This window comes from Peribacillus muralis, assembly GCF_001645685.2.
In the GTDB taxonomy this organism is placed as follows: domain Bacteria; phylum Bacillota; class Bacilli; order Bacillales; family DSM-1321; genus Peribacillus; species Peribacillus muralis_A.
In genome coordinates, this window is sequence record NZ_CP017080.1 from 462,597 (window position 1) to 475,458 (window position 12,862).

Below are 12,862 nucleotides of genomic sequence, written 5' to 3' on the forward strand. Positions count from 1 at the left end.
ATTGGTTGTTCCTGATTGGATTGCATCCAACCGCTGATTATAAACAAAGCTACCTACATTATTTCTTCTTAAGGAGGTCGGTTCCGTTGAGAAATCGGGATGCCGCATATTGGCTGTTTTTGACACCTGTTCTTGCAGCACTCATATTGGTGGTGATTGTGCCGCTTATCTATGGTTTTTACTATTCCTTTACGAATTGGAACGGCCTTGGAACCCCGGACTTCATCGGGCTCAAGAACTATATTGATTTGTTCACCGATAAAGGGTTCCTGGATACTTTCTGGTTCACCATCAAATTTTCCGTAGCCGCAATCGTGGTCATCAATATCATTGGATTAAGTTTGGCCCTTATCGTGACTTCGAAAATCAAATCAAGCAATATCCTGCGGACCGTTTTCTTTATGCCCAATTTAATTGGCGGCTTGATCCTCGGGTTTATCTGGCAGTTCATATTCATCAAAGTCTTCGGAGCAATCGGTGATTTAACAGGCATAGAAGCATTCAATGGCTGGCTGTCAACGACTGACACCGGGTTTTGGGGCTTGATCATATTAACTTCCTGGCAAATGGCGGGATATATCATGATCATCTATATCGCCTATTTGCAGGCCGTTCCTGAAGACTTGATCGAGGCGGCAAAAATCGATGGTGCCAACACCTTCCAGCGTTTCCGCCATATTACCTTTCCGCTTGTAGCACCGGCATTTACCGTCAGTCTGTTTTTGACGCTGTCCCATTCGTTCAAGATTTATGATCAAAATCTTTCGTTGACGAACGGTGCTCCTTATAATTCAACGGAAATGGTCGCGATGAATATCGTGAAATCGGCCTTCACGGAAAATGACATGGCCTATGCACAGGCAAAAGCGGTTATCTTTTTCGTGATCGTGGCGGTCGTTTCATTGACGCAAGTGTATATCAACAAGAAAAGGGAGGTAGAGCTGTAATGAGGGAAAAATGGAAATTGTGGCTGCTTGGCAGCATTGGCTTCATTTTGGCGATATTATGGCTCACTCCATTTTATTTAATGATTGTGAATGCATTTAAAATGAAGCGTGATATTTTTGCCGATACACTTGGTCTGCCTTCGGCCTGGACATTCGAGAACTTCGTTCAAGCCTTCGAACAGCTGGATTTTCTCCGGACTTTATTCAATTCTTTATTGATATCGGGTGTGAGCGTCGTCATCATCATCATCTTTTCGGCGATGGCAGCTTATGCACTTTCACGAAATAAAAGTAAAATAAGCTCCTTGCTTTTCTTCGTGTTTGTAGCAGCGATGCTGATTCCTTTTCAGTCGGTTATGATACCGCTAGTTGCCCAATTCGGTCAGTTTGGGATGCTGAATAAGGCGGGATTGATTTTCATGTATTTGGGATTTGGCTGCAGTCTTTCCATATTCCTCTATCATGGTACATTGAAGGGAATTCCCATCTCGTTGGATGAAGCGGCAAAAATCGATGGTGCAAACCGTTTTCAAGTTTTCTGGCATATCATCTTTCCACTCTTGAAGCCGATGTCGATAACCGTTGGGATCTTGAATGTCATTTGGATATGGAACGACTACTTGCTGCCTTCCCTTGTAATTGGCGGCGCAGGCTCTGAGACCATTCCGCTAAAATTGTTCTTCTTTTTCGGACAATATACGAAGCAATGGCATCTTGCCCTGGCCGGACTAACATTATCCATCATCCCAGTCATCATTGCGTACTTTTTTGCTCAGAGGCAAATCATTAAAGGGATTGCGGATGGAGCCGTTAAATAACTATTTAAATATAGGGAATATTAAACCATATGCGGTGGACGGGGAGTGTTGATGAAGATGTCTGTAACAATAAAGGACGTCGCCAAAAAAGCGAATGTCGCTCCATCTACGGTATCGCGTGTAATCCATAACAGCCCGGCAATCAGTGAAAAGACAAAGCGTAAAGTACGCAAGGTATTAAAGGAAATGGGTTATCATATGAACGAAAATGCCAGGAATTTGGTCACAAAGTCGACCAAGGCCATCGGCATCGTCATGAAAAGCTCAGCGAAGGAATCACTTTATAATCCATTTTTTCCTGAGGTGATCCGTGGAATCGGGGACTTTTGCAATAAAGAGGGGTTCAGTCTTTCCTTGACAACGGGTGAAACGGAGGATGCCATCTTTGAGGATGTCGTGAAGATGGTGCAAGGCAGAAGAGTGGATGGCATGATTGTTTTATACTCGAAGAAGGATGACAGGGTTGTACCGTATTTGCTGAAACAAGGGTTTCCGTTTGTATTGATAGGAAAGCCAAGTACGAACATGAGCGGCATCACCTTCATAGATAATGATAATGTTCAAGCGGCAATGGAAGTAACTGAGTTTGTCATCGAGCTTGGACATGAGCGGATTGCCTTTTTAGGAGGCAGCCCGGAGTTTGAGGTGATTTCCGACCGCTTGATGGGATTCCAGCAGGCGGTGGAGCAGGCAGGATTGGATGTGCCACCGGATTACATCAAACTCATTCCTTTGAATCGGAACGATGGAATCAAGGCAATTGACGATTTACTGGAATCAAAAGCAACACCGACCGCTTTTTTGGTTACCGATCTTTTGTTGGCGGTTCTTTTGCTCGGAGTGCTAGCTGAAAGGAATATAAAAGTGCCTCAACAGGTCACTGTCGTCTGTTTCAACCATTCCGAATTCATTGAATTCTTAAGTACGCCGCTGACGACGGTTGATATCCATACCTATCAGCTTGGATATGAGGCGGCCAAATGTGTATTCGATTTGATTTCAACTCCGGAAATGATGGAAAAAAACATAAGGATTCCTACCAAAATCATAAAGCGTGAGTCGCATTTTGCAGTCAAAAAGGAAATTAAAAGAAAAATGTAGAAATGTTTTCTCAATTAAAGCTTGATTTTTATTCACTAAAATTTACAATAAAGGTTATCACGAACATTTTTAATAATTCGTACTATTCGATTAAATGAAAGGTGTTCAAATATTGATCAATTGAAACGCAAACGTTTGCGTGAACGAAAATGAGGTATTAGATAATCAAACGAGGCAGGGAGGAGATTATTCATGAGGGTCCTTGTATGGAATGAGTTTCGCCACGAGAAATCCAAGCCTGAAGTCGCTGAAATATATCCTGATGGAATCCACGGCGCAATTGCTGATTTTTTACAAAGTGAACAGATTGAAGTGAGGACTGCCACTCTTGATGAAGCAGAGCATGGGCTGACGGAAGAAGTACTGAATCAAACCGATGTACTTCTTTGGTGGGGGCATGTTGCACATGACGAAGTGCGTGATGAAATCGTTGCAAAGGTCCACAAGCGGGTCCTCGAGGGAATGGGCCTCATTGTTCTCCATTCTGGACACTTTTCAAAGATATTCAAACAATTGATGGGCACGACTTGCGATTTGAAATGGCGTGTGGCTGACGAGAAGGAAAGACTCTGGGTAATTGATCCCAGCCACCCGATCGTTGAAGGGATCGGAGAATATATAGAGCTAGAGAAGGAAGAGATGTACGGGGAGCACTTCGATATTCCAGCACCAGATCAATTATTATTCGTGAGTTGGTTTGAGGGTGGGGAAGTATTCAGGAGCGGCTGCACGTATCAACGGGGAAAAGGGAGGATCTTTTATTTCCGACCAGGCCATGAATCATATCCGACTTACCACAATTCGCAGATACAGCGCGTCATTAAGAATGCCGTCAAATGGGTCAAGCCGGAGTCCGGCATGATGACGAATTATGGAAGGTCCGAACCGTTGGAAACCATCTCAGATAAAGAGCTGAAGTGAAGGAGAGAGCATTATGGGCAAAGTGAAGGTAGGAGTCATTGGATGCGGGAGCATTGCGAAAAATAGGCATTTTCCTGAGTATGAAGCACATCCCCGAACAGAGATCATCGCCGTTTGCGATATTGTGCCAGACAGGGCGAATGCAGCAGCACAAAGGTATGGCGCGCGAGCATATACTGATTATATAGAACTTTTGAAGAATGAGGAAATTGACGTAATCAGTGTATGTACACCGAACTACCTGCATGCACGCATTACCATTGCGGCACTGGAAGCAGGCAAGCATGTGCTTTGTGAAAAACCGATGGCCACTTCATTAGATGACGCGGAAAAAATGAACGAAGCCGCAGCGAAAAGTGGAAAAACCTTAATGATTGGCCATAATCAGCGATTCGTTCCCTCCCATCAAAGAGCAAAACAGCTCATCGAGAGCGGTGAGGTTGGGAAGGTTTATAGCTTCCGGACGGCTTTTGGACATTCCGGTCCAGAGACATGGAGCGTGGACGGGCGAGAAAGCTGGTTTTTTAAAAAAGATCAGGCTGTCATTGGTGCGATGGGAGATTTAGGAGTTCACAAAGCTGATTTATTAAGGTATATCCTTGGAGAAGAATTTGTTGAGGTGGGTGCGTTTGTAGAAACGACAGCCAAGAAAAATACAGACGTCGATGACAGTGCCGCCTGTATCCTGCGGACTGCGAGCGGTATCATTGGGACCCTTACCGCCAGTTGGTCTTATGCGAAGGAGGACAATGCGACAATCATCTATGCGGAGAAAGCCGTATTGCGCCTGGAAGACGATCCGACTTATTCACTGATCATCCATCATGATGATGGAAAGACGGATACCGTCAAATTAGGAAGCATCCAGACGAACGAATCCGAAGGGCAGCATGACTCGGAAGTGATCAGCCATTTCGTTAAATGCGTGGAGGACAATGAGGAGCCCCTAGTCTCGGGAGTGGAAGGATTAAAATCTTTAAAAGTCATTCTTGGCGCGATGGAATCAAATGCAACCCGAAAAATCATCCGCTTATAAAGGGGTTAACGATCATCATGTACAAATTGAAAATGGGTATTATCGGTGCTGGCGGAATTGCCCAAAAAAGGCATATCCCAGCTTTTCAAAAATTTCAAGACAAGGTAGTATTATACGCCATCCATGATATAGACGAATCGAAGGCTAGAGATGTAGCAAGGGAATTTCATATCGAGAAAGTCTTCACCAACTACGAAGAAATGTTTGCAGAGGTCGATGCGGTTACGATTGCAACACCAAACAAATTCCATGCGGAGATTTCGATTGCGGCCCTGCAAGCGGGCGTACATGTGCTCTGCGAAAAACCGATGGCCATTACGACTGAGGAATGCAAGGCTATAACCGAGGCTGCCAATCTATCAGGTAAAGTGCTGTCGACCGCATATCATTACCGTTTCATGAAGGAAGCACAGGCCGCCAAGAAAATGATTCAGGCAGGGGAAATCGGCGAGCCCTATGTAGCGCGTGTACAGGCAATCAGACGGCGCAAAGTCCCTGGCTGGGGAGTATTCACGAGCAAGGAATTGCAAGGCGGGGGAAGCGTGATCGATTATGGTTGCCATTTGCTTGACTTGGCCCTATGGCTCATGGATGATCCAGAACCGATTGAAATCGTGGGCTCGACATATAATTATGTCAGTAAGGGAGTCGATCAGGTCAATCTATGGGGAAATTTCGATGCGTCGGTATTTGAAGTCGATGACCATGCCACGGCGTATATCAAATTTGCCAACGGAGCATCCTTATTATTCGAAACCTCTTGGGCCGCGAATATTCGTGAAGAAGCGACAGTTTTGAGCTTATCCGGAACGCAGGGCGGGCTGGATGTATTCCCGTTAGTCCTGAACCAGGCTAAGCATGGCATGCTTTTAAACAGTGAAGCCGTTTGGATGCCTGGGGAGGATACACCAGACTTGCAACAGGCGGAGAACTTCATCAATAGCTGCTTGGGGCTGGCGGAACCTTTGGTAAAGCCAGCGGAGGCCATGAAAGTTTCAAAAATAATCGAAGCCATATATCAAAGCTCGGCAAGTGGGAAGGTCATGAGCATAAACTAAATAAAAGGTGAGGTGGGGCTTGTGAAGTTAGGAATCTTTACAGTGTTATTTGCTCAAAAATCATTCGAGGATATGCTTGATTATGTGGCGGATTCTGGATTGAAAACAGTCGAAATCGGTACAGGCGGGTATCCAGGGAATATCCACTGTCCCCTCGATGAGCTTTTGGAAAGTGAAGAAAAACGTCAAAAATACTTGGAAGCCATTCAATCAAGAGGATTGTCGATCAGTGCATTCAGCTGTCACGGCAATCCAATCTCACCGGATGAAGCATTCGCTAAAGAAAGTGACGAAACATTGATCAAAACGATTAAGCTTGCATCCTTACTCAACGTCCCTGTCGTCAATACCTTTTCAGGTACTGCTGGTGATCATGAGGGGGCAAAACATCCGAACTGGCCAGTCGCACCTTGGCCGAATGAGTATTCGGAAGTGCTGAAATGGCAGTGGGAGGAAAAACTAATTCCCTACTGGAAAAGAGTTGCAGCCATAGCCGATGAACATCATATTAAGATCGGACTTGAGCTGCATGGCGGATTTCTCGTTCACACACCTCATACCTTGCTAAAACTGCGTGAAGCTACATCAGATGCAATTGGAGCTAACCTAGATCCAAGCCATCTTTGGTGGCAGGGCATCGAGCCGGTCGGCGCCATCAAGATTCTCGGCAAGGCGGGAGCCATCTATCACTTCCATGCCAAAGACACGTACCTGGATCAGGATAACATCAACATGTATGGATTAACCGATATGCAGCCATACGGAAATGTCCAGAGTCGTGCCTGGAATTTCCGCTCGGTAGGATGCGGACACAGCCTGCAAGAATGGTCCGATATCATGAGCGCCCTCCGTACATACGGATACGACTATGTCGTCAGCATCGAGCACGAAGATCCGCTGATGTCAGTCGAAGAAGGGTTCCAACGGGCAGTGACCAATTTGAAAACAGTCCTCATCAATGAAAGCCCCACTGAATTATGGTGGGTATAATACATGATTAAAGCAGCCTCAAGCAGGCTGCTTTATATTTATGTCTGAATGAGCGAAATGATTGAATTGGCGAGTAAAGCGGGCAAACTCGCGAGTAAAGCCCCGAATTAACGAGTAAACCCCAAAGCTCGTGCGTTAACATCCTAAACTCAAGAACAAACGTCCCGAAATCCCAAGAACAAGCAGTAAATTGTGGACTATCATAAGAAAACACCCGATTTAATCTGTGGATACCAAGCTTACGAGTGAAGATACAAATAAAAGATGCCCCATTATTGGGGCATCTCTGCTGTTCATCTTTGCCTAGGTTTATAGTTCAATTCGGTAAATAGATCCTTTAGTTCATCTTCGGTCAGGTCACGCCATTGTCCGAGCGCCAGTCCATCTAAATGGATGTTCATGATTCGGATTCGGTGTAAATCACGGACTTCATAGCCTAAAGCTGAACACATACGGCGGATTTGTCTGTTCAGTCCTTGCATCAAGGTGATGTTGAATGTATATTTGGTCAACTGCTTAACTTTACAAGGAAGTGTCTTCGTATCCAAAATCTCTACACCAGATGACATTTCTTTAACGAATGTAGCGGTAAGCGGCTTATCCACAGTTACGATGTATTCTTTTTCATGTTTGTTCTCTGCACGCAGGATTTCATTTACGATATCTCCGTCATTCGTAAGCAGGATCAGTCCGCTTGAGTCTTTGTCGAGTCGGCCGATATGGAAAATGCGGAGCGGATGGTTGACAAAATCAACAATGTTTCCTTTAATATGTTTTTCCGTCGTACTGGTAATCCCGATCGGCTTATTCAAGGCAATGTAGACATTTTGCTGTTCCACTTTTATCGGTTTGCCGTCCACGCGAACATCATCACCCAGTTGGGCTTGACTGCCGAGCTCAGCTACAGCTCCGTTAATCGTAACGCGGCCCTCGGCTATCCATTTATCTGCGCCTCGTCTCGAGGTAATTCCTGATTCACTAATATATTTATTGATCCTCAACTAAAGCACACCTTTTCATTCGAATTTTCTTCCTTAAAGGATAACGTAAATCATGCTCGATAGACAAGGGCTGATGAGATTTTCCGAGTATTTATTACCCGGTTTTCGTAACAGGGCGATATGACGTTTTCTTTTTACTTGTCAAATAGACAATTAAATATTCATTTTAGCTCTAGCTTGAATCTAATGAAAAAAGCTGCTCAGCCTGAGCTGAACAGCTTTTCCCTATCTGTTAAAATCGCGATCAAGCAAAGATGGCGCTGATTTCGGCTATTTCATCCATCGTTAGCTCGACATCCAATGCCTTCAAGTTGCGTGTCACCTGTTCCGGTTTTTTTGCTCCGGGAATGAGGACATCGATCGAGTGCCGGGTTAAATACCAAGCAAGGACGACGTCGGCGACATCGGCATTCTTTCTGCGTGCGATGGTGCGGACTTCTTCCACTTTTTGCAAGTTGCTTACAAACTCCTGTCCTTGGAAGAGTGGACTTTGTGCGCGTCCATCATCGAATTTTGATTCTTGATTATATTTACCGCCAAGCAGGCCGGAAGCTAAGGGGAAATAGGGAATGAAAGAGATATTGTTTTCAGCTGTATATGGCAGCAAGTCCAGCTCCGCTTCGCGTTTGAATAAGTTATATTCGGATTGCAGGACATCGACATAGCCGTCTTTATTCGCTTCTTTTAATTGCTCGAACGTAAAATTGGAAACGCCGATTGCCTTGATTTTCCCGGCATCCTTCAATTCCTTCAAGGCACCTACCGCTTCATCCTTTGGTGTGCCTTCATCAGGGAAATGGATGTAGAATAAGTCGATATATTCGGTTTGAAGTCTTTTTAAGCTCGAGTCCACGGCATTTTTCAGGAAGGCGGGAGAATTATCTAGGACGACTTTGCCATCGATGAATTTATGGGCTCCTTTAGTGGCAAGGACTACGTTTTCACGTTTGCCCGTCTCTTTAAGAATTTCCCCGATAAGTTCTTCTGATCGCTCAGGACCGTAAATGAAGGCTGTGTCCCAAAAGTTAATTTCCTCTTCAAGTGCCGTTCTTAAGACATCCCTTCCGGTATCCTCGCTTAAATTGGGAAATAGGTTATGTCCGCCAATGGCATTCGTGCCAAGGCCAATCGGATTAACGTACAAATCTGTTTTGCCAATACGGGTTTGCTTCGACATACTGCTTATCATCTCCTTTCACTCATCATAACAAAAAGCCGGTGAAGATTTCCAAAATAAAGCAATGTGAAACGCAAAGAAAATAGTCTATAAAAACGTTCGCAGCCCCATTTATCGTCATGGAGGAGCAGGAAATTAGTCACCAGTTGGCGAACCTTCTTTTATCGGGGATAAAAGGACCTGGAATAACTCCCTATTATCTTTCTAACCGCAACTATATTATAATAGAAGGCAGAACACTAAAGGAGATAACAGTATGTCTGAAAATAAAAAGTTAAGCCTGGCAGATGCGGTCAAACAAAAACTGGCTCAAAAGCAAGCAGGTTCAAGTAAAGATAAATTGGAAACCGGCGTAGTGAAGAAAACGAAACAGCTTAAAAGCCAGTTGACTAAAAAGCCGAATAACCAACGTAAGCGTACAGGGGTATAATCCTATTTCGTCAAGGGACAACGACTGTTCGGAGCTTATTAAAGAGCAGTGACCTTTCATGATGTAGAGGTGCTGCTTTTTTATGTTTTTCATGTGGGAATCATTATTCGTTTTTCAGTGATTTTAGGTCTGATGTCCAGTGGCACATGGATCAGGATCAAATAAAACAAATTTTCTCGAATATGGAAATGACTTCTCTGTAACGGTTTATTAAAATCATTACAATGGCGATCGGTTCTGTTTTAAAATTGTAAGAGTGGTGACATCTTGTTACCATATTGTTTTGTTAAAATAATATTTTAAGGTTTTGAAAATAATTTTCTTAACTAAAGGAACGTATAGAGCTCTTTGCGCGAAAAGCTCCAGGAAGGCTTAAGCAAATCAGTGAACATCCTTTAATTGAAAATATGAAATATATCGGGGGAATAAAGATGGACGAACGTCTAATCGAAAAAAAGTATTATGAAACGATGATCGAGGATGTATCGAAGCATCCGATTCTAGCTTTAGGTGAAATGTTTCTCGTGGAACAAAAAAAGGAAAGAGCGGACTTAACCGCCATTCGATATGCACAAGGAGAAGTATACTTTCAGCACCATGACTATGAAGCTGCCATTTTCAAATGGGAAAACATTGAAGGTGAACTGGGATCGTGGGCGAAGAAGAATATAGCTGATGCATATTTTGAACTGGAAATGTATTCAACGGCAGAAGATATCTATAAATCCGTCGATACCGCTGAAGCGGTGTTGAAAACGGAGGTTCTGTTGCAATTGTTTTCCCTTTACATAGTGGAATCAAGAAATGACCTGGCGTCAAAAGTCGTGAAGGAAGCCGTAGAGTTTCAACCGGATTACCCGAATGTCACGGAAATCGCACGCGCCTTTTTTGAAGAACAAAAGGATTGGAACAGTGCTGTCGTTCTAGCTTCGGACGAAAGTATCCGTACACAATCGATGAGCTGGTTCGATGTACTGAAAACATATATCCAGCAGGGTGTCGCTCAATCTGTTGCCCCGGATTATTTTTCAACGGTACTAGGTTCGCTATATGCGCTCGACCAGGATCGTTTCGAAAAGATGACGGTTGTCCTTTGGAAAAATTATAAATATACCGACTTCTATTTCGAATGGCTAAAAGTGATCAATAACTTGATAGATACGATTGAATTAAGCCAAGGAGATGTCTGGGAAGAGCTTACAGCCCTATACCGAGATGCTTATGCAGGGCTGTTGGAAGGAACGCATTTGATCAAGGATCTGAGTCCTGTCGTGCCAAGACTGCTGGAAAACTGGTTGAAAATCGCAGATGGGGAGCTTTCGTTGTTTGCAGCAGCCTCCGCGTTGTCCTGGAATGAAATTTTCCCTGATACGATTAATGCGCTAGTCATTCAGGACGCAGAAAGCCTGTTGGCGAAGTCCCCTAAATTGGGTGGCGGGCTCGAAGCGGGTGAAAGACTGTTCCATTCGATTATCCAATGGGCTGAAGAGAACGATTTAAAGGTTGGCAACAAGCTGAAGTGGATGGTCGAGGGGCTTAATGATACCGGCAACTTCAATCTCCTGCTTGTGGGGAGTGCAGGCAATGGCAAGACATCCTTCATCCAGTCCATTGTCGGCGAAAGTATAGCCGCCGAAGATCATTCTTCCTTGGTCAGTGTTAAAGACGGGGATGATTTGGAAATCCTCGAAATCACCGACACGGAGCGCAAGGCTGTTTTGGAACTAACGGATTTGGATGAAACTCGCCGTCAGCGCGGGACGATTGTCGATGTTACTCTTATTAGTGATTATCTGAAGAATAATCGCTTGCGCCTCTTGGATACACCAGGATTCAATGGGGAAAAAAGCGTGGAATCGGATTTCCAGGGCTACTTGCATGGCAGTGATGGCCTATTGTTCGTCCTTGATGCCCGTGCCCCTTTCACAGGCAGTGAGCGGGATCTGTTATTGGAGATTCAAAAACTGGCTCCAAAGCTGCCGATCCATTTCTTATTGAATAAGATGGATACGATCTACAGCGATCAAGTGGCAGTGCGGATGGAAGACGAAACGTGGGATAAGGTGAATGCATATTTCCCGCATGCGAAAGTATTTGCTTTCTCCAAGCTATATGATAGCAAGCAGCAGTTGAAGGACCTTTCAGCATTCCTTCAAACGAATTACCATGATGGTAATTGGATGGAGAGAAGATCTGAAAAAATTCTTGCCTTCATTCGCAAAACATTATCTTACCTGTTAGAAAAACGAGCGGCCAACGAGCGGAAATGCGAGCATTCCATATCTTGGAATGAACAGATGGAGGTCAAGCTTAATGGTGCCGTCAACCAGCTGGGAGATTTGGAAAAAGAAAAAAGTGAAAATATCATCAGGGCATACCGTTTGCTCAAGGATGAAGTGAAAAATCAGCTTTCTTCTAAAATTCCCGAATTACTGAGGGACTGTTCCAAATCGTTAACGGAAAGCAGTGATTTCAGTCAGGTTCATATTGAGTTAAATCAGGAAATGAATGATCGGATCCAAGCCCTCATATCTGATAAAATCATGCCTCAATATTACCGTTCGCTGCAAGATTGGATTGCCAGTTCCCAAATGGAATTCACACAAAGCCAACAGTTTATGGATGAGATGAGTTCGGGGTTCAATGAATTGTACAAAGAAGAACGGATCATGCTTGCCGGGGACTTCAGGGTACTGGATGACTGGCGCCGTGATGCGGATCGGATGACTAGCAGCATCCGCATTGAAAACGTCAATATTTTATTGCGCAGGACACCATCGCAGCTGCTGCTTAAAGGCGCAGGAAAACTATTTGGGGCGATTCCGCAAAATAAAGCCAATATGTACAACCGTTATAAGAAATACTTGGAAGGCGAAGATTATCAGGATGTAGCGGAGATGATCACGGAACGCTTCCTGACCCAATTCGGCCTGTTTGAAAAATCCTTGGATCGGGACATCTCACTTTTCTATCGCAGTTCATTTGCCTTACTGCAAAAAACGATAGAGCAAACGCAGACTGAAATTAAAGACTACCAGGCAGCATTGGAGCATATGAAGGAAAATCCGGAAGTGTACCGTGACCCTATCACGCTGTTCGAAGTGAAATTGCGCCAGCTGGAGAAGCTTGAAAAAATCGAGAAAAAGCGTCTAGCTCAACTGCAAAGAAAATAAATAGTCACGACGAACATTTTAAATATTCAAAAATCTATTGACTTTACGACTATATCCCTATAAAGTGGTAATTACGAAAAACGTAACACATTATATTCTCTTATCAAGAGTGGCGGAGGGACTGGCCCTAAGATGCCCAGCAACCGTTCCATTAGGAATTGGTGCTAAATCCTGCAAAACAGAAATGTTTTGACAGATAAGAGAGGGACA

The 12,862-nt window shown here is 44.1% G+C and carries 11 protein-coding genes and 1 riboswitch; of the genes, 9 read left to right on the forward strand and 2 right to left on the reverse strand.

Annotated elements, in window-relative coordinates; genetic code table 11:
- Positions 1 to 86: 86 nt before the first annotated feature.
- The 7 genes from ABE28_RS02230 (at position 87) to ABE28_RS02260 (ending at position 6,871) form a co-directional block, all read left to right on the forward strand.
- Positions 87 to 947: a carbohydrate ABC transporter permease gene (locus ABE28_RS02230; RefSeq protein ID WP_064462313.1), complete on the forward strand. Its 861-nt coding sequence runs from the start codon at positions 87 to 89 to the stop codon at positions 945 to 947.
- Positions 947 to 1,765, forward strand: coding sequence for a carbohydrate ABC transporter permease (locus tag ABE28_RS02235; RefSeq protein ID WP_064462315.1), 819 nt, complete (start codon positions 947 to 949; stop codon positions 1,763 to 1,765). Before ABE28_RS02230 ends, ABE28_RS02235 begins: the two co-directional genes overlap by 1 nt.
- Before the next feature lie 57 nt (positions 1,766 to 1,822).
- Positions 1,823 to 2,866, forward strand: coding sequence for a LacI family DNA-binding transcriptional regulator (locus ABE28_RS02240; protein ID WP_064462317.1), 1,044 nt, complete (start codon positions 1,823 to 1,825; stop codon positions 2,864 to 2,866).
- 192 nt (positions 2,867 to 3,058) lie between these two features.
- Positions 3,059 to 3,787: a ThuA domain-containing protein gene (locus ABE28_RS02245; RefSeq protein WP_064462318.1), complete on the forward strand. Its 729-nt coding sequence runs from the start codon at positions 3,059 to 3,061 to the stop codon at positions 3,785 to 3,787.
- Positions 3,788 to 3,800: 13 nt separating this feature from the next.
- Entirely contained in the window at positions 3,801 to 4,823 is a 1,023-nt protein-coding gene (locus ABE28_RS02250; RefSeq protein ID WP_064462320.1) for a Gfo/Idh/MocA family protein, read from the forward strand.
- A gap of 17 nt (positions 4,824 to 4,840) precedes the next feature.
- Positions 4,841 to 5,881 carry a Gfo/Idh/MocA family protein gene (locus ABE28_RS02255; RefSeq protein ID WP_064462322.1) on the forward strand — a complete coding sequence of 347 codons (1,041 nt, stop codon included), beginning with the start codon at positions 4,841 to 4,843 and terminating at the stop codon, positions 5,879 to 5,881.
- A gap of 21 nt (positions 5,882 to 5,902) precedes the next feature.
- Entirely contained in the window at positions 5,903 to 6,871 is a 969-nt protein-coding gene (locus ABE28_RS02260; protein ID WP_064462323.1) for a sugar phosphate isomerase/epimerase family protein, read from the forward strand.
- Positions 6,872 to 7,164: 293 nt separating this feature from the next.
- Here ABE28_RS02260 and rluF read toward each other — a convergent pair whose 3' ends face one another.
- On the reverse strand, positions 7,165 to 7,872 hold the full coding sequence (gene rluF, locus ABE28_RS02265) for a 23S rRNA pseudouridine(2604) synthase RluF (protein ID WP_064462325.1): 708 nt from the start codon (positions 7,870 to 7,872) through the stop codon (positions 7,165 to 7,167).
- A 244-nt stretch (positions 7,873 to 8,116) separates the two neighbouring features.
- Positions 8,117 to 9,049: an aldo/keto reductase gene (locus ABE28_RS02270; RefSeq protein ID WP_064462327.1), complete on the reverse strand. Its 933-nt coding sequence runs from the start codon at positions 9,047 to 9,049 to the stop codon at positions 8,117 to 8,119.
- A gap of 256 nt (positions 9,050 to 9,305) precedes the next feature.
- Here ABE28_RS02270 and ABE28_RS25395 point away from each other — a divergent pair, with 256 nt between their 5' ends.
- The gene (locus ABE28_RS25395; protein WP_164468807.1) at positions 9,306 to 9,479 is read left to right on the forward strand and encodes a hypothetical protein; all 174 of its coding nucleotides are present in this window, start codon (positions 9,306 to 9,308) and stop codon (positions 9,477 to 9,479) included.
- 431 nt (positions 9,480 to 9,910) lie between these two features.
- A complete protein-coding gene (locus ABE28_RS02275; RefSeq protein WP_257390681.1) occupies positions 9,911 to 12,652 on the forward strand; it encodes a GTPase domain-containing protein in 2,742 nt (913 codons plus the stop codon).
- A gap of 97 nt (positions 12,653 to 12,749) precedes the next feature.
- Positions 12,750 to 12,855, forward strand: a riboswitch (SAM riboswitch).
- The last annotated feature ends 7 nt before the right edge of the window (positions 12,856 to 12,862 follow it).

What these genes read in the sequence shown, in the direction of transcription:
- ABE28_RS02235 (WP_064462315.1), top strand. Translation starts at nt 947, where the DNA reads ATGAGGGAAAAATGGAAATTGTGGCTGCTTGGCAGCATTGGCTTCATT.
- ABE28_RS02240 (WP_064462317.1), top strand. Translation starts at nt 1,823, where the DNA reads ATGTCTGTAACAATAAAGGACGTCGCCAAAAAAGCGAATGTCGCTCCA.
- ABE28_RS02245 (WP_064462318.1), top strand. Translation starts at nt 3,059, where the DNA reads ATGAGGGTCCTTGTATGGAATGAGTTTCGCCACGAGAAATCCAAGCCT.
- ABE28_RS02250 (WP_064462320.1), top strand. Translation starts at nt 3,801, where the DNA reads ATGGGCAAAGTGAAGGTAGGAGTCATTGGATGCGGGAGCATTGCGAAA.
- ABE28_RS02255 (WP_064462322.1), top strand. Translation starts at nt 4,841, where the DNA reads ATGTACAAATTGAAAATGGGTATTATCGGTGCTGGCGGAATTGCCCAA.
- ABE28_RS02270 (WP_064462327.1), bottom strand. Translation starts at nt 9,049, where the DNA reads ATGTCGAAGCAAACCCGTATTGGCAAAACAGATTTGTACGTTAATCCG.
- ABE28_RS25395 (WP_164468807.1), top strand. Translation starts at nt 9,306, where the DNA reads ATGTCTGAAAATAAAAAGTTAAGCCTGGCAGATGCGGTCAAACAAAAA.
- ABE28_RS02275 (WP_257390681.1), top strand. Translation starts at nt 9,911, where the DNA reads ATGGACGAACGTCTAATCGAAAAAAAGTATTATGAAACGATGATCGAG.